General features: G+C 66.3%; 26 protein-coding genes. 15 read left to right on the forward strand and 11 right to left on the reverse strand.

Translation table 11 applies throughout. The features are described from left to right. Positions 1–9: 9 nt before the first annotated feature. Positions 10–894, reverse strand: a complete 885-nt coding sequence (locus ABD116_RS33670) for a Gfo/Idh/MocA family protein (RefSeq protein WP_343979856.1) — start codon at positions 892–894, stop codon at positions 10–12. Between the two features lie 135 nt (positions 895–1,029). Here ABD116_RS33670 and ABD116_RS33675 point away from each other — a divergent pair, with 135 nt between their 5' ends. The 4 genes from ABD116_RS33675 (at position 1,030) to tuf (ending at position 6,503) form a co-directional block, all read left to right on the forward strand. Next, a complete protein-coding gene (locus tag ABD116_RS33675; RefSeq protein WP_343979860.1) occupies positions 1,030–3,411 on the forward strand; it encodes a hypothetical protein in 2,382 nt (793 codons plus the stop codon). Positions 3,412–3,433: 22 nt separating this feature from the next. Next, positions 3,434–4,348, forward strand: coding sequence for a class A beta-lactamase (gene bla / locus ABD116_RS33680; RefSeq protein ID WP_343979864.1), 915 nt, complete (start codon positions 3,434–3,436; stop codon positions 4,346–4,348). 5 nt (positions 4,349–4,353) lie between these two features. Further along, positions 4,354–5,016, forward strand: a complete 663-nt coding sequence (locus tag ABD116_RS33685) for a DNA alkylation repair protein (RefSeq protein ID WP_343979868.1) — start codon at positions 4,354–4,356, stop codon at positions 5,014–5,016. Positions 5,017–5,315: 299 nt separating this feature from the next. Beyond that, entirely contained in the window at positions 5,316–6,503 is a 1,188-nt protein-coding gene (tuf, locus tag ABD116_RS33690) for an elongation factor Tu (protein ID WP_343979871.1), read from the forward strand. A 39-nt stretch (positions 6,504–6,542) separates the two neighbouring features. Here tuf and ABD116_RS33695 read toward each other — a convergent pair whose 3' ends face one another. From ABD116_RS33695 to ABD116_RS33705, 3 genes are read right to left on the reverse strand one after another with little or no spacing between them, the layout of a single operon-like run. Continuing rightward, positions 6,543–7,409, reverse strand: a complete 867-nt coding sequence (locus ABD116_RS33695; RefSeq protein ID WP_343979874.1) for a serine hydrolase domain-containing protein — start codon at positions 7,407–7,409, stop codon at positions 6,543–6,545. Between the two features lies 1 nt (position 7,410). Next, positions 7,411–7,668 (reverse strand): DUF4031 domain-containing protein, encoded by a 258-nt coding sequence (locus tag ABD116_RS33700; RefSeq protein WP_343979877.1) that lies wholly within the window; start codon positions 7,666–7,668, stop codon positions 7,411–7,413. Further along, on the reverse strand, positions 7,665–8,369 hold the full coding sequence (locus ABD116_RS33705; protein ID WP_343979880.1) for a copper homeostasis protein CutC: 705 nt from the start codon (positions 8,367–8,369) through the stop codon (positions 7,665–7,667). The genes ABD116_RS33700 and ABD116_RS33705 overlap by 4 nt, the downstream gene beginning before the upstream one ends. Before the next feature lie 123 nt (positions 8,370–8,492). On the opposite strand from ABD116_RS33705, the gene ABD116_RS33710 reads away from it, so the two are divergent. The 6 genes from ABD116_RS33710 to ABD116_RS33735 all read left to right on the forward strand — a co-directional run bounded on the left by ABD116_RS33710 (position 8,493) and on the right by ABD116_RS33735 (position 12,620). Next, positions 8,493–9,533 carry a LacI family DNA-binding transcriptional regulator gene (locus ABD116_RS33710; RefSeq protein ID WP_343979882.1) on the forward strand — a complete coding sequence of 347 codons (1,041 nt, stop codon included), beginning with the start codon at positions 8,493–8,495 and terminating at the stop codon, positions 9,531–9,533. 78 nt (positions 9,534–9,611) lie between these two features. Next, positions 9,612–9,836: a hypothetical protein gene (locus tag ABD116_RS33715; protein ID WP_343979885.1), complete on the forward strand. Its 225-nt coding sequence runs from the start codon at positions 9,612–9,614 to the stop codon at positions 9,834–9,836. 85 nt (positions 9,837–9,921) lie between these two features. Continuing rightward, positions 9,922–10,266, forward strand: coding sequence for a hypothetical protein (locus ABD116_RS33720; RefSeq protein ID WP_343979888.1), 345 nt, complete (start codon positions 9,922–9,924; stop codon positions 10,264–10,266). A gap of 61 nt (positions 10,267–10,327) precedes the next feature. Continuing rightward, positions 10,328–10,723, forward strand: a complete 396-nt coding sequence (locus ABD116_RS33725; RefSeq protein WP_343979891.1) for a hypothetical protein — start codon at positions 10,328–10,330, stop codon at positions 10,721–10,723. Next, a complete protein-coding gene (locus ABD116_RS33730; RefSeq protein WP_343979894.1) occupies positions 10,720–11,094 on the forward strand; it encodes a hypothetical protein in 375 nt (124 codons plus the stop codon). Before ABD116_RS33725 ends, ABD116_RS33730 begins: the two co-directional genes overlap by 4 nt. Further along, on the forward strand, positions 11,091–12,620 hold the full coding sequence (locus tag ABD116_RS33735) for a multicopper oxidase family protein (RefSeq protein WP_343979897.1): 1,530 nt from the start codon (positions 11,091–11,093) through the stop codon (positions 12,618–12,620). Before ABD116_RS33730 ends, ABD116_RS33735 begins: the two co-directional genes overlap by 4 nt. On the opposite strand, the gene ABD116_RS33740 is transcribed toward ABD116_RS33735, so the two are convergent. Genes ABD116_RS33740 through ABD116_RS33750 form a run of 3 tightly spaced genes read right to left on the reverse strand, consistent with a single transcriptional unit; the run spans position 12,617 to position 13,967 of the window. Further along, entirely contained in the window at positions 12,617–13,252 is a 636-nt protein-coding gene (locus ABD116_RS33740) for a DUF998 domain-containing protein (protein ID WP_343979900.1), read from the reverse strand. The two genes, ABD116_RS33735 and ABD116_RS33740, sit on opposite strands and share 4 nt — an antisense overlap. Further along, the gene (locus ABD116_RS33745; protein WP_343979902.1) at positions 13,252–13,743 is read right to left on the reverse strand and encodes a Clp protease N-terminal domain-containing protein; all 492 of its coding nucleotides are present in this window, start codon (positions 13,741–13,743) and stop codon (positions 13,252–13,254) included. Before ABD116_RS33745 ends, ABD116_RS33740 begins: the two co-directional genes overlap by 1 nt. Next, complete coding sequence (locus tag ABD116_RS33750) at positions 13,743–13,967, reverse strand: hypothetical protein (RefSeq protein WP_343979904.1); 225 nt, start codon at positions 13,965–13,967, stop codon at positions 13,743–13,745. The genes ABD116_RS33745 and ABD116_RS33750 overlap by 1 nt, the downstream gene beginning before the upstream one ends. A gap of 125 nt (positions 13,968–14,092) precedes the next feature. Here ABD116_RS33750 and ABD116_RS33755 point away from each other — a divergent pair, with 125 nt between their 5' ends. Genes ABD116_RS33755 through ABD116_RS33765 form a run of 3 tightly spaced genes read left to right on the forward strand, consistent with a single transcriptional unit; the run spans position 14,093 to position 15,491 of the window. After that, on the forward strand, positions 14,093–14,431 hold the full coding sequence (locus ABD116_RS33755) for an ArsR/SmtB family transcription factor (RefSeq protein ID WP_343979907.1): 339 nt from the start codon (positions 14,093–14,095) through the stop codon (positions 14,429–14,431). After that, positions 14,428–14,910, forward strand: a complete 483-nt coding sequence (locus ABD116_RS33760; protein ID WP_343979910.1) for an SRPBCC family protein — start codon at positions 14,428–14,430, stop codon at positions 14,908–14,910. Before ABD116_RS33755 ends, ABD116_RS33760 begins: the two co-directional genes overlap by 4 nt. Then, positions 14,907–15,491, forward strand: a complete 585-nt coding sequence (locus tag ABD116_RS33765; protein WP_343979913.1) for a dihydrofolate reductase family protein — start codon at positions 14,907–14,909, stop codon at positions 15,489–15,491. Before ABD116_RS33760 ends, ABD116_RS33765 begins: the two co-directional genes overlap by 4 nt. On the opposite strand, the gene ABD116_RS33770 is transcribed toward ABD116_RS33765, so the two are convergent. Both ABD116_RS33770 and ABD116_RS33775 read right to left on the reverse strand, forming a co-directional pair. Continuing rightward, positions 15,488–15,820, reverse strand: coding sequence for a hypothetical protein (locus ABD116_RS33770; protein ID WP_343979916.1), 333 nt, complete (start codon positions 15,818–15,820; stop codon positions 15,488–15,490). The two genes, ABD116_RS33765 and ABD116_RS33770, sit on opposite strands and share 4 nt — an antisense overlap. Before the next feature lie 54 nt (positions 15,821–15,874). Next, on the reverse strand, positions 15,875–16,549 hold the full coding sequence (locus ABD116_RS33775; protein ID WP_343979919.1) for a peptidyl-tRNA hydrolase: 675 nt from the start codon (positions 16,547–16,549) through the stop codon (positions 15,875–15,877). A 333-nt stretch (positions 16,550–16,882) separates the two neighbouring features. On the opposite strand from ABD116_RS33775, the gene ABD116_RS33780 reads away from it, so the two are divergent. Continuing rightward, positions 16,883–17,674, forward strand: a complete 792-nt coding sequence (locus tag ABD116_RS33780; RefSeq protein ID WP_343980073.1) for a thymidylate synthase — start codon at positions 16,883–16,885, stop codon at positions 17,672–17,674. Beyond that, positions 17,671–18,129: a dihydrofolate reductase gene (locus tag ABD116_RS33785; RefSeq protein WP_343979921.1), complete on the forward strand. Its 459-nt coding sequence runs from the start codon at positions 17,671–17,673 to the stop codon at positions 18,127–18,129. The genes ABD116_RS33780 and ABD116_RS33785 overlap by 4 nt, the downstream gene beginning before the upstream one ends. Before the next feature lie 21 nt (positions 18,130–18,150). Here ABD116_RS33785 and ABD116_RS33790 read toward each other — a convergent pair whose 3' ends face one another. Beyond that, on the reverse strand, positions 18,151–19,011 hold the full coding sequence (locus tag ABD116_RS33790; RefSeq protein ID WP_343979923.1) for a hypothetical protein: 861 nt from the start codon (positions 19,009–19,011) through the stop codon (positions 18,151–18,153). Continuing rightward, the gene (locus ABD116_RS33795) at positions 19,008–23,063 is read right to left on the reverse strand and encodes an AAA domain-containing protein (RefSeq protein WP_343979927.1); all 4,056 of its coding nucleotides are present in this window, start codon (positions 23,061–23,063) and stop codon (positions 19,008–19,010) included. Before ABD116_RS33795 ends, ABD116_RS33790 begins: the two co-directional genes overlap by 4 nt. Positions 23,064–23,195 lie beyond the last annotated feature (132 nt).

Here is a 23,195-nt window from a genome sequence, read left to right on the forward strand (position 1 = left end):
CTCGCGCCCTCACCGCCCTGCGGCTAGTTGAGCCTCTGCCGACGCCAGGAGTTCTACGACGTTGGCGCCGAAGGTGATGTCGACAGGGTGCGTGTCCCCGGACTCAGCGGCTGCGACCAACTCGGTAGCGGCTAGGGCGAAGGCTTCGACGGCCGTGGTCTCGGGGGCGGGCAAGATCGCAGTACCGGTCTCTCCCCAGACGGCGGTCTCGAAGCTGATGCCCCCGGGCGGCGCCGACAGGGTCATGCTCGCGGTACTGGTCGCACCGGACTCGTGGGTGAGGACGAGGTGCACGAGGTCGCCCTGACCACCTACTGCGCGCAGCTCGCCGATCGGGCCGAGCAGACCGATCAGGTTGGACAGCGCATGTGGCCCGACGTCCCAGAGCGCACCCCGCTGTTCCCGCCTCCAGGCCGATCCGCCGAAGGGGTTGCCTGGTGCGTCGAGCGAAGCGAGCATCCGGGACCAGCCACCTCTCCAGCCGCCGGTCTTCTGGGTCTGATCGAAAAACACCCGTGTTTCCGGCTGGAAACGGCCCGTGAAGAAGACCACTGAGGCGATCCCCTCGTCGTTCACCTCGTCGGCCAGCGCCCGGGCATCGTCCAGCGAATCGGCCACCGGCTTGTCGAGCAGCAGGTGCTTGCCGACCGCCGCGGCTTCGAGCGCCATCGACGCCTGCACGTTCGGAGGTACAGCGAAAGCCAGCGCATCGACGTCTGCGAGTAACTCTGCGTAATCGGTATAGGCCGCGGCCTTTAGATCAGTAGCCAATACGTTCGTTTTACCTTCGTTGCGGCCCCAGACACCCACCAATTCAACGTCTTCGGCGGCCTTCAACCCCGGCCCTTGGGTCAAATGAGCCCAAGGCCCGGTTCCGACCAATCCGAAGCGCATGGCGTCCACTGTTTCAGCCTTCCCCACCCCGCCGGCCCCGAACAGGTGACGAGCCGATATCGCTTTGGCCACGACCCTAACCGGGAACGCCGGATCGGTCGGAGGAGGCCGTCACAGGGTGCGAGACTCACCGCCATGGACCTGCGCGACCAGTGGAATCGCCTGCTGCCGCACGCGCAGCCGTTGGGCGATGATCTGCTGGCTCGTTACGCAGAGCAACATCGTCATTATCACGACCAGCGGCACCTGACCGAGATGCTCGAGACCATCGACGAGCTCGCCGCGGTGGCCAAGGACGTCGAGGCGGTCCGGCTGGCGGCCTGGTTCCACGACGCGATCTACGACCCGCAGGCCGACCCGGGTGAGAACGAAGAGGTCTCCGCCCAGCTCGCCGAGCTCGAACTGTCGGCGTACGGCGTCGAGGCCGCCAAGGTGGCCGAGATCGGCCGGCTGATCCGGCTGACCGCCAAGCACGACTGCGAGCCCGGCGACGCGAACGGCGCGGTCCTGTGCGACGCGGACCTGCGGGTGCTGAGCATGTCCGCGGAACGGTACGACGAATACGCGGTCGGCATCCGCGCGGAGTACGCGCACGTCGCGGACCGCGACTTCGCCAGGGGCCGGACGAAGTTCCTGCAGGGCCTGTCCGAGACGTCCCTGTACGCGACCGACCACGGCCGCGAGCACTGGGAGCACGCGGCCCGGGAGAACCTCAAGCGCGAGCTGAAGCAGTGGGGCCCTAAGGCCGCCCGGCCGATCGCCGGGCTGATCCCGATGATCTACCTGGGCGCAGCGCTCGGCGTGATCATCGCAGCCTCTGTACTACTCGGCCGCGGACTCGGAGCGGCCGCACGCTGGCCTGCCGGGCCCGGCGACATCAATGGCTTCCCGGTCTGGGCACCGATCGCCGGTACGGCGGTCGCGGCCGGACTGGCGTGTGCATGGTTTCGCCGGGCGCAGCCTCGACTGGTGACGATCCCCGCGCTGGTGTTCGCCGTGGTCGGGGTGATCTCCATCGGGATCTGCTGGTGGCAGTGGCCCTCGGCCAAGCCCGGTGCGGCCATGAGTGAGCGCTGGCCGTACCTCATCCTCGCGTCCTTCGCTCTACTGGTCGCCGGTGCGCTGCTCGGGCTGGCGCGGCGGCTACGGCTCGCACCTCCGTACGCGCTGACTCCTCCCTGGGCGCTGAGTCTCGGCGTGACCGTGGTGTGCGCATCACTGCTCGCCTGGATCGTGGTGTCGGCGGGTGAGCCGTTCGTACAGGCCAGGCTGGAGACGGCCAACACGGTGAGCACGACTACGGACGAGGCACCCGGGACACTGCCGGTGCAGCTCGACGGTGGCGTCGCCTGGAGCCGGGAGGTGCCAGCGACGGGCGCTATCGCCGGTACTGCGGGTGGCGTGGCCGAGCTGCGGTCGGACGGTGTGGTGATGTCCGACGCGACCACTGGCCAGACCCGGTGGCGGTACACACGAGCAGACGTCGACGATGCCGCGTCCAACGGCTCCGACGGACTACTGGTCTCCAGCGACGGCCGGACGATCGCAGCGCATCTGCCGTACGACAACGGGAACGCTCCTCGCGGGATCGAGCTGCCGACGTACGCAGTACTGGACGCTGTGAGCGGCCGGGTGCTCACCGAGGTTCACACGGACGGTACTGCGCTTGCGGTCGACGCCAACCAGCTGCTGGTGGCCGAAGGTACAGAGGTCGTGGCGCACGGCGTGAGCAGCCCGACGCACTGGAGGGCGCGGCTGAAGTGCACTGTCACCCAGGGCGTGCTGCTGGCCGACCAGGCCGTCGTGGTGGACGCATGCGGCGGCAACGGCGCGGTAGTGCGCGGGCTGGACCTCGTGGACGGGGATCAGCGCTGGGAGGTCAACCTGGGCATCGAGTTCGAGCTCAGCGCCGAGCTGGACCCGTCGACGTGGATCGGCGAGCTGGTCGCAGTACCGGACACCCGTGAGGTCTCCGGGCTCGTCTGGACCGGCGCGGCTGGCGGCACCCTGTACCAGTGGTCAGTGGACGTCGGCTCGGGCCGCATCCTCTGGACCGACCCAGTGCCCGGTACGCCGAGGCCGCGGCTCGGGCGAGCATCCTGCGACGCCCAGCTCGCTGCAACGCACAACTCGATCGTGCTGGTCACCTGCCGGACTAGCACCGAGGAGGGCGAGGACCAGACGTACGACGTGTCCGCTCTCAACCCGTCGGACGGCACACCACAGTGGCACCACCTGCTGCAGGTGCCGCCGAAGCTGCAACACCCCGAGTTCCCCCGCGACGGCTTCGGCCTGCTCCCGGACGGCCGGGTGGTCACCCTGATGCCACAAGCGGACGGCAGCTGCTCCCCCCTCATGGTCGGCACCACCGGCGTCCAGCCACGCCCCCTGGTCCCCGGCCCGACCGCAGCCTCGGTAGCCGACACCAAGAACGTCACCTGCAACCAGCCGGCCGTCACAGTCGCCACTGGCCGGCCCATCTTCACAGACGGCACCCGCCTCTTCGCCCTCAATTGATCGATTGAATAGTGTCGAGGGCATGCGACGAGCCCTTCTAGCCGCCCTCTCCGCCGCGGTGCTGATCAGCGCCGCCTGCTCCTCGGAACCCGAAGCAACAGCTGCACCCGCGTCGACACCTGCCCCCTCGACGCCGGCGCCCGTGGCCGCCGCCAAGCCCACGCCGGGTGCCGAGCAGTTCCGCAAACTGGAGGCGCAGTACGCGGCTCGGCTCGGTGTGTTCGCCTTGGACACCGGCTCGGGCCGGACGGTCGGCTACCGCGCCGGTGAGCGCTTCGCGCACGCATCGACCTTCAAGGTGCTCGCCGTCGGCATCCTGCTGCAGCACGCCGACCTCTCCAAGCTCATCCGCTACACGGAAGCAGACCTGGTCACCTACTCCCCGATCACCGAGCAGCACGTCGGCACCGGCATGACGCTCAGCGAGATCTGCGACGCGGCATTGCGTTACAGCGACAACACCGCCGCCAACCTGATCCTGCGCGAACTCGGCGGCCCCGCCGGACTGCAGCGCGAACTCCGGCGGATCGGTGATCACGTCACCCGCACCGACCGCACCGAACCCACCCTGAACGAGGCGATCCCCGGCGACCCGCGGGACACCAGTACGCCGCGCTCGATCGCCACCAGCCTGCGCAAGCTCACCCTTCAGAACGGCGTCCTGCCGAAGCCCAAGCGCGATCTGCTGATCAACTGGATGGTCACGAACACCACCGGCGCCAAACTGATCCGCGCCGGCGTCCCCGCCACCTGGAAGGTCGGCGACAAGACCGGCTCAGCCAACTACGGCGGCCGCAACGACATAGCCATCGCCTGGCCTCCCGGCCGCGCCCCGATCGTCATCTCCATCCTGTCGACCCGCGGCGTCAAAGACGCCCAGTACAACGACCAACTGGTCGCCGACGCCGCCAAGCTGGTCAGTACCGCTCTAAGCTGACCAGCGTGGAGCTCACCGCGTCTGCCCTCGTCAACAGGTTGCGGGCGCAGGCGCGGCCCGGCGAGGTCGTACACAAGCACTACCCAGGTACCGGCGAAGTGCTGGGGGTGCCGATGCGGAACACCTTCGACACCACCAAAACCTTCACCACCCTGCCGCTGCCCGAGGTAGCGAAGCTGATGGACGAGCCGGCGTACGAGCTGCGCCTGGCCGCCTTCTGCGTCCTAGACTTCAAAGCCCGCTCCAAAAAGACCACCGCCGCCGAGCGGCAAGCAGCCTATGAGCTCTATCTAGACCGGCACGACGCCATCGACAGCTGGGACATGGTCGACCGAGCCGCACCGCACGTGATCGGCCTCCACCTACTGACCCGCGACAGAACACCACTGTTCGACCTGGCCCGAACCGCTGACCCACTACGCCGCCGGACAGCGATCACAGCCCCCTTGTACTTCGCCCGCTACGGCACCCCCGCCGACCTGACCGACCTCTACGCCCTCGCCGAACTACTCCTCGACGACAAGAACCCAGTCGTCTCCAAGCCCGTAGGCATCGCCCTGAAACACGCCGGCATCCTGGACGAACCGTCCCTGCGAACCTTCCTCCGAACCCACGAACCGGCCATGCAAAAAGCCACCCTCCGGTACGCCCGGGAGAAGCTGGCCTAGCGGGAATATCCGTTGCCGACGGCAGCGTTGACACCTACCGTGATGAGCATGTTCCGCGTGGATTCTGTTGCGTACCTGTCAGGCCTGGGCCTGTCAGGCGCTGCTGCGTGGGCGTCAGTCGATTCAGTCGATTTCACCGGCGCGCGAAGCCGACCCTCCTCCTGCTGACACGCAGGACCCGCGGAGGAGGGTGGCTGGCAACCGGCCCCCTCCGACCGCTGAAACACCAGCTGGTACGGACGGGTGCCGTGGGTCCTGGCTCAGTCGAATCTTCTGACCAGCAAGGGGAAACACACATCATGGCCAAGAGCCAGTTCGTGCGGACCAAGCCGCACCTCAACATCGGCACCATGGGGCACGTCGACCATGGCAAGACCACGCTGACCGCCGCGATCACCAAGGTGCTCGCCGAGCGCTACCCGAGCCTCAACTCGTTCGTCGCGTTCGACGGGATCGACCGGGCGCCCGAGGAGGTCCAGCGCGGGATCACGATCAACATCTCGCACGTCGAGTACGAGACCGCCAACCGGCACTACGCGCACGTCGACATGCCCGGGCACGCCGACTACGTGAAGAACATGATCACCGGCGCCGCCCAGGTGGACGCCGCGATCCTGGTCGTGTCGGCGCAGGACGGCGCCATGCCGCAGACCCGTGAGCACGTACTGCTCGCGCAACGCGTCGGGGTTCCGTACCTGGTCGTCGCGCTGAACAAGGCCGACGCCGTCGACGACCCCGAGCTGCTCGACCTGGTCGAGCTGGAGGTCCGCGAACTCCTGTCGGAGTACGGCTTCCCGGGCGACGAGGTACCGGTCGTGCGCGTCTCCGGCCTGCGTGCGCTCGAGGGTGACCCCGAGTGGATGAAGGCGGTCGGCGACCTGCTCGACGCGGTCGACGAGTACGTACCGGTCCCCGACCGTGAGCTGGGCGAGCCGTTCCTGATGCCGATCGAGAACGTGCTCACCATCAGCGGTCGTGGCACGGTTGTCACCGGCGCGGTCGAGCAGGGTTCGCTCAAGCTCGGCGACGCCGTGGAGGTCGTGGGTCTCGGCCCGACGATCACCAGTACGGCGATCGGGCTGGAGACGTTCGGCAAGTCGCTGGAGTCCGCGGAGGCGGGCGACAACGCGGCCGTACTGCTGCGTGGCATCAAGCGCGACGAGGTCCGTCGTGGTCAGGTACTGGTACTGCCGGGCACTGTCCAGCCGCACCGCAAGTTCCGGGCGCAACTGCACGCGCTGTCGACCGCCGAGGGTGGCCGGCACACGCCGTTCGCCTCGGACTACCGGCCGCAGTTCTACTTCCGGACCACGGACGTGTCGGGTGGTATCGACCTGGGTGAGATCGCCCTCGTCATGCCGGGCGACACGATCGAGCTCGGCGTGGAGCTGGAGAAGCCGATCGCGATGACGGTAGGCCTCGGCTTCGCCGTCCGCGAAGGCGGCCACACCGTCGCCGCCGGCACGGTGACCGAACTGATGGATTGAAGACAAGGTGCCCCGGGCTAGTTGCCCGGGGCACCTTTCTTATGCCGCGAACCCATCGATCAACCCAGCCATCGGTACGCCGGTAAGCGGTCGCTGCAGCCCATCCAGGTACTCCGCGATCGCCGGCAACGCATCGGTGTCGTCCACCACCATGGCAGCAGCCCACTCGTCCGCAGGCGACAAAAGCATCGCCGCCCGATACCCCGGCAGTCGCCCGTTCAGGTACAACATCCCACCCGGCCCCACCGCCCACCCCAGCCCGTAGGCCAGAGGCGTCCACACCCGTGGCGTGGAGATCGCGGCCAGCAACCCCTTGTCCTGCAGAAGAAATTCACAGAAGCCCAACAGGTCAGGCGCCGTAGACCAGAGCCCGCCACTGGGCCGGCGAGCCCTTGGATAGTCACCGGAAGTAAAAGCAGTCGAGCTCAACCCGGCCGCCGAAATCAACTCCTGCAGACCGTCCTCGAAGGTCCGACCGGTCAATCGCTCCAGCAGGGCGCCGGCGAGGAAGTAGTTGCCGTTGTAGTAGGACCAGCGGTCTCCCGGTGGATACTCCTGCCCACCGGCGATCACCAGCTTCGCGGCCGCCAGGAACACCTCGTCGCCTTCACCCAGCGCGGCAACCGTCACGGCATCGGCCGTCTGCTTCAAGCCGGAGGACTGCGCGAGCACCTGCTCGACCGTCAGCTCGGTCTCCAGCTCAGGAAGGATCGCGGCCACCGGCGTCGTCAGCTCGAACCCGTTGTCCCACAGGGCTCGCACCGTCGCTGCCGCGGTCAGCGTCTTGGTCAGGGATGCGATCCGGAAGGGCGTGTCCACCGTCGCACCGGTCGCTGCCAGCTCTCGGTTGCCTCGGTTTGATACACCGACCACCGCGCCTAGACCCTCGAATGCCGATAGGTCCACCTCAGCTGCCTTTGCGGTGGCGCAGGCCTGAGGCGAGGAGGCGCTCGACGATCACCCGGCTCGAGACGGGGACGGCGCCGGCCGCCACCAAGTCGTCGTAGCGGTCGGACGGTACGTCGTAATGGTCGCGATCGAAGCCACGCGCGGGGATCCCGGCGGCACGGGCGAACTCGTGCAACTCCTCGTAGGACGTGTCACTGACGAGATGCGACCACAGGCGGTTGTGGGCCGTCCAGGCCGGCGGATCGATATAGATCATGCTTTCTCGTCCTGCGCATCCAGCAGATTCCGCCACGCCCGGACGAAGCGCGAGTTCACGTACGCCTTCGTCCACGATCCGTCCTGCCGCACCGACGAGCCGACATGGAATCGCCGCACCCCGGCGCCGTACAGCCACGGCACATGCTCCGGTTGCAGCGACCCGCCCGCCATCATCACCTTCGCCACCTGCTCGTCGCCGGACGCCAGCTTGAGCAGATCGTCCAGCCCATGCCCGACCCCGAGCGACGACCCCGCGGTCAGCACGCAGTCCAGACCCGGCAGGCTTCGCAGCGCCCGCCACGCCTTCTGCTGCTCGAGTACGGCATCGACCGCCCGGTGGAACGTCCACGGCGTACCGGCGAAGGTGCTCGCCAGCGAAGCGGCCGATTCGACATCCACCTCGTTGTCCGCGTTCAGGAACCCGAACACGAACCCGTCCGCCCCCGCCGACAGATAGGACTGCGCCATCGCGGTCAGCCGGTTCAGCTCCGCGCCGTCGGTACCGAACGAGTCGGACAACCGCAGCATCACCCGCAACGGCAGGTCGGTCACCCGGCGGATCGCGCTGACCGTCGACACCGACGGACACAGGCCGTCGGCCTCCATCGAGGCGCACAGCTCCAGCCGGTCCGCGCCCCCCTCCTGAGCCGCCTCGGCATCCGCCGGATGCAAAGCGATGATCTCCAGCAACGAACCCATGCCCGCCATCATCCTGCATCGCCCCACGGCACAGCGCCGGAAATACCTGTTGCACTCTCCGAAAGTCTTCTGTATCGTTTTTCTAGAACGATTTAGTAGAACGATGCAGAAGGAGGCGGGCCGATGACACCGAGAGTCACCATCAAGACCGTGGCGCAGGCCGCCGGGGTCTCGCCGTCGACCGTCTCCAACGCCTACAACAAGCCTGACCAGCTGTCCGCCGCAGTCCGCGAGCGCATCCTGGCCAAGGCCGCAGAGCTCGGGTACGCCGGTCCCGACGCCGCCGCCCGCGCCCTGCGCAGCGGCAAGGCCGGTGCTGTCGGCGTGCTGTTCACCGACAAGCTCTCCTACGCGTTCTCCGACCCGTACGCGGTCGGCTTCCTGGCCGGCCTGGCCGAGGTCGCCGAGGAGTTCACCACCAGCCTGCTGCTGATGCCGATCAGCTCGGTCGACATCGAGTCCGGGACGAACGCGGTCCGCCAGGCCGCGATCGACACCGCCGCGATCTTCTGCGTGGACCACGGCCACCCGGCCCTGGAGATGCTGAAGAACCGGGGCATCCCGATGGTGTCGACGCAGCGCGGTCACGACCTGGCCGACGGCTGGGTGGCGATCGACGAGCTGGACAGCGCCGCGGCGATGGGCGAGCACCTGGCCCGGCTCGGCCACCGCGACGTCGTCGTACTGGTCGACAGCCACCAGGCGACCAGCAGGCAGCCGATCGAGCTGGACCTCGACCAGGTCGGCTGCGACGACTGCGAGCTCAGGATCGCGGGCCTGCGCAAGACGATGCCCGACGCGCGGCTCAGGATCGTCTCGGGTGGCCACAACGCGTTCGGGTCCGGGCTGGCGGCAGCCGGCTGGGTGCTCGACTCGCAGGACCGGCCGACCGCGATCGCCGGGCTGAGCGACGTGCAGGCGCTCGGCGCGATGGAAGCGATGAAGACGCGCGGACTGATCCCCGGCCGGGATCTCACCGTCACCGGCTTCGACGACATCCCCGCCGCCGAGACGGCCGGGCTGACCACGATCCGGCAGCCGATCAAGGACAAGGGCCGCGCCGTCGGCCGGCTGCTGCTCGACCCGAACGCGACCGAGCGGCACCTCACGATGCCGACCGAGCTGGTGGTCCGCGCCAGCAGCGGTCCGGCACCCCGCAACTGAATCAACCCACCACAGCTCGCCGATGGCCGTCCCGGCCATGGGTTCTGATCACCACGCCCTTCGGAAGGGAGCACGACCATGACTTACTTCATCGCCGGCAACACCGCAGTGGAGAACGCGAGGTCCCTCGCCCAGTCCGCACTGCCGAATGCTCCCCAGGAGGAGTACTACGAGCCGGCCGCGCGCCGCGGTTTCGCCGTCCGGACCCGCCTCAGCGCGGTACTGCGAACCGCTGCCGAGCGCGAGCTCAAGCTCGCCGATCGGCTCGACCCGGCACCGCGCTGCGAGCCGCTTGCCGGGTGATCACCAGTAGCCACTCCCACGGCGACAGAACCCCGGGCCGATCGGCCTGGGGTTTTGTCGGTTCCGTCTGGCACTCTGAAGGGCGATGAACGAACCAGGTGTGTTGCTGACGGCCCGGGCACAGGTGCTTCACGACCTGGCCGCGCGGGGATTCGACGACGCCATCATGGTGTCCCTGCTGGAGGACGCCGTCGCCGGACGGCAATGGTGGCTCGACCAATGGCCGGACGGGGCCGAGCACATCGCCGGCCTGGTCGCCCAGGACGTCCAGGACCGCCTCTCCGACTCCGGCGTCCGCTGGCCACGCTGCACCGCCTGCGACGACCTCCACGACCACGAACTCCGGATCGAGCCCGAGCTCGGCCCCGATCCGCACTGGGTCTGCGAACGTGCGGGCATATCGGTATCACCTCTCGGCCATCTGACCTGAGGGTTCAGCCAGGGACTTAACTGGTCGCGCTACATGTAGACAGACTACTACTCTCACCACCATGAAGTCTTTGGTGGTCCTTCGGGCTGTCGCGGTGGCGCACGCCGTCGCGGTCTGCCTGCAACCCGTGCTCGCGGGCGTCTACCTGAACGGCTCGGGCACCGCGCTGCGCCTGCACGAGCCCATCGGGCTCGGCCTCGCCTTCGTCTCGCTCGGCCAACTGGTGGTCGCGACGATCTACTGGCGCTCCGGCGGCCGCGCCGCGGCCGTACTGGTGACGCTGCCGGTCCTCGCCGCGGAGAGTTTCCAGATCGCGATGGGCTACAACCGCCAACTCGCGCTGCACATCCCGCTCGGCATCGCGATCGTGGCGGCGGTCTGCGCCTTCGCCGTCTGGACCTTCCGCCCGGCAGCGGCAGTACGGCGTCCGCGATCCTCGTCGGAGGTGCCGGCATGACGCTGCGGATGTTGCGCTTGACGCTGCTCCTCCACGCCGTCTTCGTCGCAGCGCAGCCGATCCTCGCCGGGTATTTCCTGTCCGGTGAGGTCGACGCGATGGAGTTGCACGGGCCGATCGGGTCGTCGCTGTTCCTGATCGCGTTCATCCAGCTCATCGCCGCGATCCTGTACTGGCGCCCGGGCCGTGGCCGCCTCTGGCCGGCTCTCGTCACCATCGGCCTGATCGTCGCCGAGCTCACCCAGGTCGTCTTCGGCTACCAGCAGAACTTCGCCGTCCACGTGCCACTCGGCACCGCCATCGTGATCACCGTGCTCTGGATGACGGTCTGGTCGTTCCGCTCCGGAGCACGCCGAAAGGTCAACAAATGAAGCTGTCCCGCCGTGGATTCCTCGGAGCAGCCGGTGGTACCGGCCTCGCCCTGACACTGGCCAACTGCGGCCTCGAGACCTCCCCCGCCCAGAGCGCCGAACTCCTCAAGAGCGAAGCGCCACTGCCCGAAGCGTTCAAGGTGCCGCTGCCGATCCCGCCCGTGAAGATGCCTCTGCGCACGCAAGCGGGGATCGACTACTACCGCGTCGTCCAGCAGAAGGCGTCGCTGGAGATCCTGCCCGGCCTGAAGACCGAGATCCTCGGGTACGACGGGTTGCTACCGGGCCCGACCTTCGACGTACGCAGCGGCCGGACGACGGTCGTCGAGCAGGTCAACCACCTCGACGTACCGACGGCTGTGCATCTCCATGGCGGGCACACGCCGGCTGCGAGCGACGGCTGGCCACTGGATCTGCTGATGCCCAACGGCGAGCACCATGAGCACGCCGGGCACGGCGGCATGGGTGGCGGCGACGTGGCGACGGGCAGTCGGAAGTACACGTATCCGAACACGCAACGCGCCGCGACGCTTTGGTATCACGATCACCGGATGGACTACACGGCTCCGCAGGTCTATCGCGGGCTGTTCGGGTTGCACCTGATTCGCGATGCCGAGGAGGACGCGCTTCCGTTGCCTGGCGGCGATCGGGAGATCCCACTCGTGCTGGCGGATCGGGCCTTCGCGGCCGATGGGTCGTTCCTCTACCCGGCCGCGACGGACGGGCCGGGGGTCGAGGCGAAGTACATGGAGGGTGTGATCGGCGACGTCATGCTGGTCAACGGCGCTCCCTGGCCGGTGCTCGAGGTGGACGCGGCGCGCTATCGGTTCCGCATCCTCAACGCGTCGAACGCTCGGCGGTTCGAGTTGGCGCTGGACAGCGGGCCGGCTCGATTCGTGCAGATCGGAAGCGATGGCGGGCTGCTCGGCGCGCCGGTCGAACACAAGACGCTGGTGGTCGCGCCGGCTGAGCGATTCGACGTGGTAGTGGACTTTTCGGCGTACCAGCCCGGCACGGAAGTCACTCTCCTCAACAAGCTGGACAGTGGCCGGGCCGGCCAGGTCATGCGCTTCAAGGTCATGCGGAGGGCCGGCGACGACAGCAATGTCCCGGCGAAGCTTTCGTCGTACGCCGCTGTCCCCGAACCGTCCGGCCTGATCCACCGCGAGTGGCGCTTCCGCCGGGGCTCAGCCAATGGTCACCAGGGCTGGACGATCAACGGCAAGGCCTTCGATCCCCAGAAGATGCAGGCTTCGGTCAAGCTCGACCAGTACGAGGTCTGGTCCTTCGTCACCGACGTCCACCATCCTGTCCACATCCATCTCGCCCCCTTCCAGGTACTCCGCCGAGGCGGCGGCAAACCCGGTCCGTACGACGCCGGCTGGAAGGACACCGTCGACATCCGCCCCGCCGAGGTCGTCGACGTCCTGGTCAGATTCACCGCCCACAAGGGCAAATACCTGATCCACTGCCACAACCTCGAACACGAGGACATGGCGATGATGGCCGCCTTCGAAACGGTCTAGCGCCTCCGCCAGGCGAGGGCGGCCAGCCAGGTCCAGCCGATGATCACGGCGAGCCGCTGGAAGAATCCGCCCACGTCGACCAGTGATCCGGTCTGCGAGAAGCCTGCGCTGGCCAGCATGAAAGTGATGGCGAAGGCAGCAGCACTCAGCAGCGAGTAGAGCCGCCAACCACGGGCCAGGACGACCATCACCACCGCCAAGGCCAGGAAGGCCGGAAGGGAGAAGGCGTCATGCAAGGCACCCGAGGTTGTGTACTCGACCGTGGCGGGTGTTCCGAGCGGAAATCCGCTGACCGGGTCGGTGGTGAAGACTCCCGCACCGAGCAACCCGACTCCCCAGATACCCACCAGCACTGCACCCAGGTGGGCCCGGGGTGCCGGTGCCACACGCGCCTGGCGCCACAGGCCGATGGCGAACAGGACCGTCAGCACGCCTGCCACCAGGAAGTTGGCGGTTTGGATCCAGCCATTGTTGCCGAGGGCAAGCGAGCTGACGGGGTGGCGGAGTTGGCTGTAGCCGTCGCCTTTGAAGAATCCTTCGAGCAGGAAGGTGAGGACGAACAGCGGCCCTGCGAGCAATCCGCAGTCCAGCAAGCGGTTCCGCACCATCGGCAGCCGGGCCGTGGTGGTCATCAGTGCTCGCTGCGGATCGCTGCTTGGTAGGCCTGGTCGCGGAGGCCTTGGCGGTCGATGCCGGCCAGCTCCAGGGCGCGCGGGATGCGGCCGAGGGTGGTGTCGAGCGCGCCGACCAGTAGGTGGGCGGCGCCGATGCGGCCGCCGCCGGTTGTGGAGGCGGCGACCATCGCGCGCTTGAGCAGGAGCTTCGCGGTTTCGCCGATCTGAGGGTTCCGGCCGAGATCTGGTGTTGCCTTGGGCAACTCGGCGATCGATACGGCGACGCCTGCTGTTGCGAGGCTTTGTTCCCATTCGCGGTCGAGCGCCGCCCGCGTGGCGTCATGGGTCAGGCCGGCGTCGGCGAGGAGGCGGGCGGTCGTAGTACCGGATAGTTCGGTCAGGGCGAGCAGTACATGCTCGGCCTCGATCGTGGGTGAGCCGTCCTCGAGAGCTTCGGCTCGGGCGCCGTGGACCACCACCGCGCGGACATCGTTCACCTTCGTCGTCATCAACGCCTCCTCAGGGCGACGCCCGCGGCGATCAGCCGCTTGGCGTGTTTCTTGTGTACGGCCTGCCGGGTCACGCCCAGCACCTCGGCGACGTCGGACCAGCTCCAGCCCGCTCGCATCGCCTGCTCCACCTGGCTGTCCTCGATCCGGTCGGCCAGCCGCCGCAACGCGACCACCGACGCCAGACCGGCGCCGGGATCGTCCTCCTCCACCAACTTCTCCATGCTTAGCAACTTAGGTTGACAACCATCAACTGTCAACCCAGGTTGCTAAAACCGCACCCTTGACCTTGCGTGGACGCGATGCCTATATTCAACACATCAGTTGATCAACGGAATGGTTGATAAAGATGCCGGTTGACGAAGAAGCGCTGGATCGGGCGTTCACCGCGCTCGGTGATCCGGTCCGCCGGGCGCTGATCGCGCGGTTGTCGCGCGGTGAGGCGACGGTCAACGAGCTCGCGGAGCCGTTCGAGATCACCAAGCAGGCGATCTCGCGGCACCTGCAGGTCCTCGAGGCCTCCGGTCTGATCACCCGCAGCCGGGACGGCCAGCGCCGTCCGTGTCATCTCAACCCGGCCGTTCTGGAGAGCCTGACGAGCTGGATCGACGGGTACCGGCTGGCCGCCGAGGCCAGGTTCCGCCGGATCGACGCCGTCCTCGAAACCGTGAAGGAGCAGGAGAAATGAGCACCAACCCGACCACCATCGAAGCACCCGCGGGGACGCCGTTCCTCGAGACGACGCGCGAGTTCGACGCGACGCCGGCCCAGCTGTTCCGGGTCCAGACCGACCCCGAGCTCGTCGTCCAGTGGCTCGGCCCGCGCGACCTGGAGATGACGATCGAGCAGTACGACGTCCGCCCGGGCGGCAGCTACCGGTACCTCCACCGGCGCGGCGACGAGGAGTACGCGTTCCGCGGCGTCTTCCACACCGTCGAGCCGGAGACGCTGATGATCCAGACCTTCGAGTGGGAAGGGGCACCCGGTGAGGTCTGCCTGGAGCGGGCGACCTACGAGAAGACCGACACCGGCGTACGGCTGCACACCCAGTCCATCTTCCCGTCGATCGCCTCCCGCGACGCGGCCGTCGAGAGCGGGATGGTCCACGGCATCAACGAGTCGATGGACCGCCTCGCCGAACTCCTCGCCCGCGGGGAGGGCAGATGAGCCGGGTGATCGCGACCGCCGCTGTCTCGCTGGACGGCTTCGTCGCTGATACGTCGGACGCCGTCGGTCCACTGTTCGACTGGTACAACAACGGGCCGGTGGAGTTCTACGGCGCCGACCCCGGCCGCCCGTTCCACCTCAGCCAGGCGAGCGCCGACTACCTGGGATCCGTCTGGCCGGGCATCGGCGTGACGATGATCGGCCGCCGCCTCTTCGACCTGACCAACGGCTGGAACGGCGTACCGTCGGTGGGTGACCACGTCGTCGTGGTCACCCACGAACCCCCGGCCGACTGGCCCTTCCCCGACGCCCCGTTCACCTTCGTCAACGGCATCGAGGCAGCAGTCGCCCAGGCCAAGTCCCTCGCCGGCGACCGCGACATCGCCGTCGCCGCCGGCAACCTCACCGGCCAACTCCTCGAAGCCGGCCTCCTGGACGACCTGGTCCTCAACCTGGTCCCCGTCGTCTTCGGCACCGGCCGCCCCTTCTTCGGCAACTACACCGGACATCAACAACTCTTCGACGACCCCAAAGTCGTCGAAGGCGACCGGGTCACCCACTTGCACTACAAGATCAGTTAGAACCCGCCAACACTCCAGAAGAGGTCGACGCTGCCCTGGCCGCCCGAGCGGATCAGGGTGTTACGACCGGTGCAGTTCGTACCGGACCAGATCCGCTGGTCGAGGTGCGACTCGTTGTCCACATAGTCCACTGACGAGTTGAACAGCCGCAGGCACTGCCCGGAGTTGACCGGCAGGATGTCGAAGACGAGATTGCCCGCGTTGTAGCCGCACACCCGGCCCGGGGCGCACGCGTTGACGGTGGAGGTCGAGGCCGAGGCGACCTGGGTCGACAAGCCGGTCAGCAACAGCGTCGAGACTGCGAGGACTCCTGCGATTCGTTTGCCCATGCGGCGAACGTAGCCGCAGTGACCGACCCGGCACGAACAGTTAGACGAGCACCGCTACCGAAGCGCGGGATGATCCGCGATGACCGTGTAGCTGCCCGGGTCGATCTCGGTGAAACCAGCGTCCTGTACTACGGGAAGGCCGCTGCCCATCAACTCTTTCCACAGGGCCGGGGTGGCGGTGCGGACGGCGAGGTGGAAGTCGTCCTCCTGCCAGGCTTTCCGGTCAGCGTCCGACAGCTCGAACCAGGCGAGGTGTGCGCCGTGGCCTGCCTGGGCCATCGTCTTGCCGGTGGACATCTCGAGTCCTGGATTCACCCAGAGCACCGGCTCGCCGTCAGCTGTGGCGGGCAACTCGTCCGGATCCTCCAGATCGGTGCCGGTGACTTGGAGTTTGGCCAGGTCTTTGGGGACGTCGTCGAGTGGTACCGGTGGAAATACCCGTACTACGGCCGTCCCGCCCGTCACCGTGATCCCCGGCAGCGCCTCCGCCCGGCGCCACTCGGCACCACGGGCCCGGCGGACCACCTTCCGGATCCGCGCGTCCTGCCAGCCGCGCATCGCCTCGGCCCACTCCCCCTCACCCACCGACCGCTCATCCGCCAGAATCGCCAGCACCGTCCGCGCCGCCGTCTCCAGCGCATCCGTCTGCCCAGGCCGCTCCGCCTTCTCCACCTGCAGCACCAGCGTCAGCACATACTCAGGCGAAGCCACGTAATCAAAAGAACTCACCCAACGAGTCTGCCAGTGACCACTGAGCTCTAGGAAGCTGGGTTATCGAGCAGAGCCTATTCAGAGAAGACCAAATGCAAACAAAACAAAGAGGGAATCAGGGAACATTTGCACGCCACTGCAGTCGGTTCCAAGGTGAGATCCCAGGTCGATTGAGAGCGTGACCGGAGTCACGCAACGGCGCCGGATGTCGTTCGGCGAGAGACAGGCAGTCGGTCGATATCGACTGAGAGTGACCAGCCGCGAGCTCGGAACCGGCAGCTTCAGGCGTCCGTCGTCCAGTGGGCGAGTTGCTACGAGACGCCCCAGCAGGTGGCTGCTATGGTCCAGACCGTGCACCAGTATCTGGATCTGATGAGGTATGTCCGGGACAACGGCACGAAGAAAAGTGACCGAACCGGCACTGGAACTCTGAGCGTGTTCGGTTATCAGAGTCGCTTCGATTTGAGCGCAGGATTCCCAGCACTGACGACGAAGAAAATCCACATGAAATCCGTCGTCGGCGAACTTATCTGGTTCTTGAGCGGATCAACCAACGCTACCTGGATGCAGGAAAGAGACATCTCGATCTGGGACGAATGGGCTGGCCCCGCGGGTGAACTGGGGCCGGTCTACGGCTTCCAATGGCGCTCGTGGCCGGCGCCCGACGGCCGGAGTATCGATCAGATCGCCGCAGTCATCAAGTCGCTGCAAGAGAACCCCGATTCACGACGCCACATTGTCAACGCATGGAACGTTGCTGACATCGACGACATGGCCCTTCCTCCCTGTCACACGATGTTCCAGTTCTACGTTGCTGACGGCAAGCTTTCCTGTCAGCTCTACCAACGGTCCGCGGACATCTTTTTAGGCGTTCCGTTCAACATCGCCTCATATGCGCTGCTGACCCACATGATCGCGCAGCAGACTCGACTCGAGGTCGGCGAATTCGTTCACACATTGGGCGACGCACACATCTACCTCAATCATCTGGATCAGGTAGAGCGCCAGCTAGCTAGAGATCCTCGCCCATTGCCGACGCTGGAGCTCCGCAAGCGAGACTCGATAGACGACTACGAGATCGAGGATGTAGTTCTGAAGGACTATGACCCGCACCCCGGGATCAAGGCGCCGATCGCCGTATGACCGTCATCCTGATCGCCGCGGTCGGCGCCAACGGCGTGATCGGGCGGGACAACGACCTGCCCTGGCGGATTCGTGAGGACCTGCAGCACTTCAAGGCGCTCACCCTCGGCCACACGCTGGTGATGGGCCGGAAGACCTACGACTCCATCGGCCGGCCGCTGCCCGGCCGGCGTACCGTCGTCGTCACCCGGCAGCCCGACTGGTCGGTCGACGGCGTCGAGGTCGCGCACGACCTCGACGACGCCCTGAAGCTTGCTGACGGCAACGACCTGTACGTGGCCGGCGGCGGCGAGATCTACCGCCAGGCCCTCCCGTACGCCGACCGCCTGGAACTGACCGAGGTCGACCAGTCCCCCGACGGCGACGTCACCTTCCCTGCCTTCGACCGCACCGACTGGCGCGAAACCGCCCGCACCCAGCACGACGGTTTCGCGTTCGTCACCTACGTTCGCTAGGCGACGAACGCGACCTCGGCATCACCCGGTCGTCATCGACTCTTCAATGTTCTCCTCCAGGTCGTTGAGGAGAGCACCGACTGGGCCCCAGCACAGCATCACGCTGTCCCGATCGAAAGCCGGTTGATCGACAAGCTCCTTGCGGGGATGCACGAAGTTCCGGAAGTCCCGGACCGTGTGCATGAACTTCGTCGCGTCGAACTGAATCAGGCGACGCTCTGCCGCCCGGTCAATCAGATAGGCCAGGGCGGCACGATCGGGTTTCACCGTCTTCCCCCACTGGTCTTTGGCCCGCCCCTCACGAAACTCCTTGTCCTTGTCGGTCAGGACCGCCAGCAGGATTCCTTCGACGAGGCTTCCGATCCCGATGATCGCGAAGGTGTAGGCCCCGTTCGCCTCGCAGATCCGCGTCTCGGCCAGCCGGTTCATCAGGACCTGGACGGTCGCCCCATCCTTGATCAGGACATGCAACCGCCTCTCCAGGTCGTCCGGCTCGGTGTAGACCGGCTGACTGCCATCGCCTGAGACTCCGGCCAGTACAGGGCGCTGCCCCACGTAGGAGATCATCAGCTGCTCGGGGGCGAGGATCGCATTCACCAACTCGGCGAAGTACCTGGCCATCTCGATCCCACCGTCATACTCCAGCGGGTCGCAGACCCGGCAGAGCAGATGCTCGACGTCCTCGCCTTGGCCGTTACGTGCCTCGATCTGTTCCACCAGCCACGGGATCCGGGCTGTTCCGTCGTACTCGGGAGGGTCCTGCCAGGCGGACCGCTGCAACAGCTTCTCCAGTTCGTACCCCTTGCGCTCGCTGGGGCCACCCAGGTCAACAACGAGCTTCGCCAGCCGGTCGATCGTCATCGAGTCGAGCGTCCGCTTCATCGGTGATCTCCCTTGTACTGGATCCGTGCCGTCTCGAAAGCCGCGGTGAGGCGGTCGATGATGTTCTTGCCTCGGCGGCTGAACCCAAGTTCCTTCATTGCTTGCTCGATCCGCGCGTCCCGCGTCTGGTAAAGCTCGTCGGACAGCAACCAACCGAAGACCTGCACCAGCTCGTAGTCGCTGTATTCGTTGATCTTCTGCCCGGATCGAACCCGTGGCCGCGGCTGTGACCGAGGCGGTTCGGCCGGAGCCGCTGCCTGTACAGGTGGAGCCGCATGGCGAGCGACGGCCTGAGCTGGCGGCCCATCTTCCTTCATCGCCCGCCGCCAGCTCTCGAGGATGCTCTCGAGCTCGCCGCCCTGATCGGAGAACCAGGCTGTCGACCAGAGTCGATGGAACCGCCAGCCCAGGTTCTCCAGATGCGACTGGCGTAGCCGGTCACGATCGCGTGCACTGTGCGATAAGTGGTATTGCTCCCCATCTGTCTCGACCGCGAGCACCATCCGCCCAGGCTGCTCGGGATGACCGAGAGCGAAGTCGATCCGGTATCCATCCGAGAAACCCCACTGCGGGTAGATCGGTACACCCGCCTCACGCAGCGCAGTGTGGACACTGTCCTCGAATCCGTTCAGCTTGCCTTCGGTCATGCGGCCGACTCTGGTCAGGTCACCTCCCAGCTCGGCGAATTCCAGGAACCGGCGCAGCAGCTCCGCACCGCTGCGATCCTGACGTGGCTCGAGATCGAAGTGCGAGAAGGATGCAACGACCATCATCCTGCGCTTCGCCCGGGTGACCGCGACATTCAGCCGGCGCTCGCCACCCTCGAAGTTGAGGGGACCGAAGTTCCTAGCGACTCGGCCGTCGGGGCGACGGGCGTAGCCGACGCTGAAAATGATCGCGTCACGCTCGTCTCCCTGGACTCGTTCGAGGTTCTTGACGAAGAACCGCCGCGACGCTCCCACCTCGTCACCGAAGAACGACTCCAGTTCCGGCCTGTTCCGCAATGACTGCCGCAAGGCGGCGTCGATCCGGTCGGCGTGTTTCTGACTCATGGCAATCACGCCGAGGCTCTCGTCCGGACGCTCTGCGGCATGCTGAAGTACCAGCTTGACAACCTTTTCCACCTCGGCGGCAGCCGAACCGTCCTGGCCTGGTACTGCGCGGCCGTCCACCACATCGAGACTGATCGGGCTCCCTTCCAGAACCCCCGGGAAGGTGACCAGTTGCCGGTCGTAGATCTCGTTGTTGGAGAAGGCGATGAGTCGCTCATCCCTGCTGCGATAGTGCCAGCGAAGCATGTGCCGCTGCGTCAGCAGGCCGCTGAGCCGGGCAAGGATCGACTCGTAGTCCTTCAGATCGCCGGCGCTGTCCTCCTCTTCGTCATCGTCCTCTGCGCCACCCAGCATCCGCTGGAAGTACGTCGAGGGTGGGAGCTGACGGTCGTCGCCGGCGACGACGATCCGGCGGCCCCGCACGATCGACGTGATCGCATCCTGCGGCAGGATCTGGCTAGCCTCGTCGAAGATGACGATGTCGAAGAGACACTCGGCGGGCAGCGTCTTGCTCACCAGCAACGGCGACATCGCCCAGCAAGGCCTCAGCGCGAGCAGAACGTCGGAGGCGTTCTCCACCAATCGGCGTACAGGCATGTGCCCGGTCTTGCGGTTCGCCTGGTTCCGCACCAGGTTGCCTTGGTCCGGATACGCGTCAATGGCCTCACTGAGCATCCGAGCGACTTCCCGGCGGACCCGGTTGGGAGCGATGTCGCGCAGTTGGACGTCCGCCGTGCAGAACTCGTCGATCGTCCGGGTGTGAAAGCGTGCCACGAAGTCGCGGAGCACCGGGGACGACACCTTGAACTGGTCGATCAGGGACTGCAGCCAGGCATGCCGAAGGATGGCGGCGGCCTGCTCGGCGTCCGCGCCACGCTCGACGATCTCGTCCAACAGTGCGCCCAGGCCGAGCGCCTCGAACCGCGTCGTCAGTTCGGTCAGCCGAGGCATCCGGAACAGTGTGTCCTTGTCGGCATCGAGTTCCTCGAGTTGCAACTGGACTTCTTCGGCCGGGCGCCGGTCCAGGTCCTCGATCCGGGTACACAGCGCGACTGCGGCGAGCTGGTTCCGCAGATCGCTGTAGTGACTGACGATGTCGGCCAGTCCCTCGACGCCGGAAGGATTGCCGTGTTGCCCGCCGAGTCGTTGCCATCGCTCCTGCTGATGGCATACTTCGACGATCGCCCGATGGAGATCCTGTCGCCGCTTGATACCACGCCTCGACATCGCTCTGGCAATCTTGAGATGGCGCCTTCGATCGCCGAAGGACATTTTCCGGCCGTCTGCTTTCCGTACCGAGCGATCCGCTGTCGCCAGATAGAGCAGGTCGAGGTCACTACGGAAGACATCCTGACCGAACTCTGCAACGGCCTGCTCGATTCCGCCCAGAACTCCGAGGACCTCGCTCCAACCATCGATTCCGGCCGGCTTTGCCAGACCTGTCTGCCGAAGGATCAGGTCCATGTCCTGGGTACTGCGGCGCAGGGTCTTCGCGGTGAGTTGGTCGAGCTCAAGGAGGATGTCATCGATGTCCTCCGACGTTCGTACGTCTGTCGCGTTCGCCCACGGTGAGTCTCCCCGTCTGATCCTCGGCCCGCCGGAATCCACATATTCCTGGAGATCCTGAAGCACGCGGGCAACCACTTCCGCACTCAGAGTCTGCAGAATCGTTCCCCGGAACCTCAGCCGGGTCTCGCCTGCAGGCGGAACCCGGTACGACTCCTCCATCGCCTGAAAGGCCGAGACTTCCCAAGGGGATCTGACCGTGTGCAACTCCTTCGCGTAACCGACCGCACGACGACGGCGGTCGGCGTACCCCGCGTTCAGTTCGTCCACCCGCACCGGACGCTCAGTGGCGGCGCGGTCGAGGCTCTGCGCCAGTTGCTGAGCCAACTGCCGTTTGTTCAACTTCTGCTGGTGCAGATCGAAGACCAGACCGTCAAGATCCACGTCGGCGAGCCGTTGGGTCACCGCCTCGATCGCGGCCCGCTTCTCGGCGACGAAAAGCACCTTCTTCCCCTGTGCCGCGGCGCCGGCGATGATATTGGCGATGGTCTGGCTTTTGCCGGTACCCGGCGGTCCTTCAATCAGCACATTGTGTCCGGCGAGGGCGGCGGCGATTGCCTTTTCCTGGGACGAATCGGCATCCTGCACCAGGATTTCGTCATTCGGGGAAATATCATCAACCTCGACAAAAGTAAACCCCCGCCCGTCGTCCTGCAATGTGCTCAACGCGCCGGCATCGCCTGCGAGCGCCGATATGACATCGTTGCCAGCCAGCAACTCTGTTGCCTTCCGCAGGTCCTCGACCATCGGCAGCTTTTCGTAGCTGAACAGGCCGATCGTGGCCTTGGCCTCGAGGTCCAGTTCAATGTCCCACTGGGCGACTTCCGCTCGAAGGGTTTCGTAGACCTCTTGCAGCCGGGCCTGCGGCCCGACAGCGTCCGCAGCCACCATATTGAGCCGCTCGGTGAATTCGTCCAGGTTGAACTCCGCTCCATGCTCGTGCACGAGCGAGTAAAGCAGGACCGGGTTGACCTCAACATCGTCGCCCGGCTGAAGAGCGTAGTCGCTCTCACTGACCGTTTTCGCCTGAACTTCCACAGCTCTCAACAACAGCGGTGCTCGCAACGCCAGTGCTGAACGTCCGTTCGCACCGGGACGGGCGGTCAGCCGCACCAGGCCGTGTGCGATCCGCCCAGCCTGAATCCCTTGCTCCTCCTCCAGCGCGACGATGCGCCGCCTGACGTTCCTGGCTCGCACGCAGGCATCCTTCAGCGCCTGCGGTTCGGGCAGCAACGCCCGCAACGACTCGGTCGATCCCGACAGCAGTCTGTCCAGCGGCAATCGACTCGCATCCGACAGATCCAGACTGGCTGTCTTGGTGTCCTTGAAGTGCAGCAGTGTGTTCCGGTGTCCGAGGTCGACCAGACTGGCCGCCCATTCCTCGGCCTTGCGACCGACCAGTGCATACCGGTCGTTGTCCCCTAAATAAGACAAAACAGCTCCCCCTTGCACGAAACGATCAGCCCGAGACGGCCTGAGCCTCCGGGGCTCGCCGTTCCGCGGCGAGCCTTTTAGTCTGCGGATTACTCACCGTTACGTCAAGGCTCTAAAGATCGTTAAATTTGC

The organism is Kribbella koreensis (assembly GCF_039525325.1).
Taxonomy (GTDB): domain Bacteria; phylum Actinomycetota; class Actinomycetes; order Propionibacteriales; family Kribbellaceae; genus Kribbella; species Kribbella koreensis.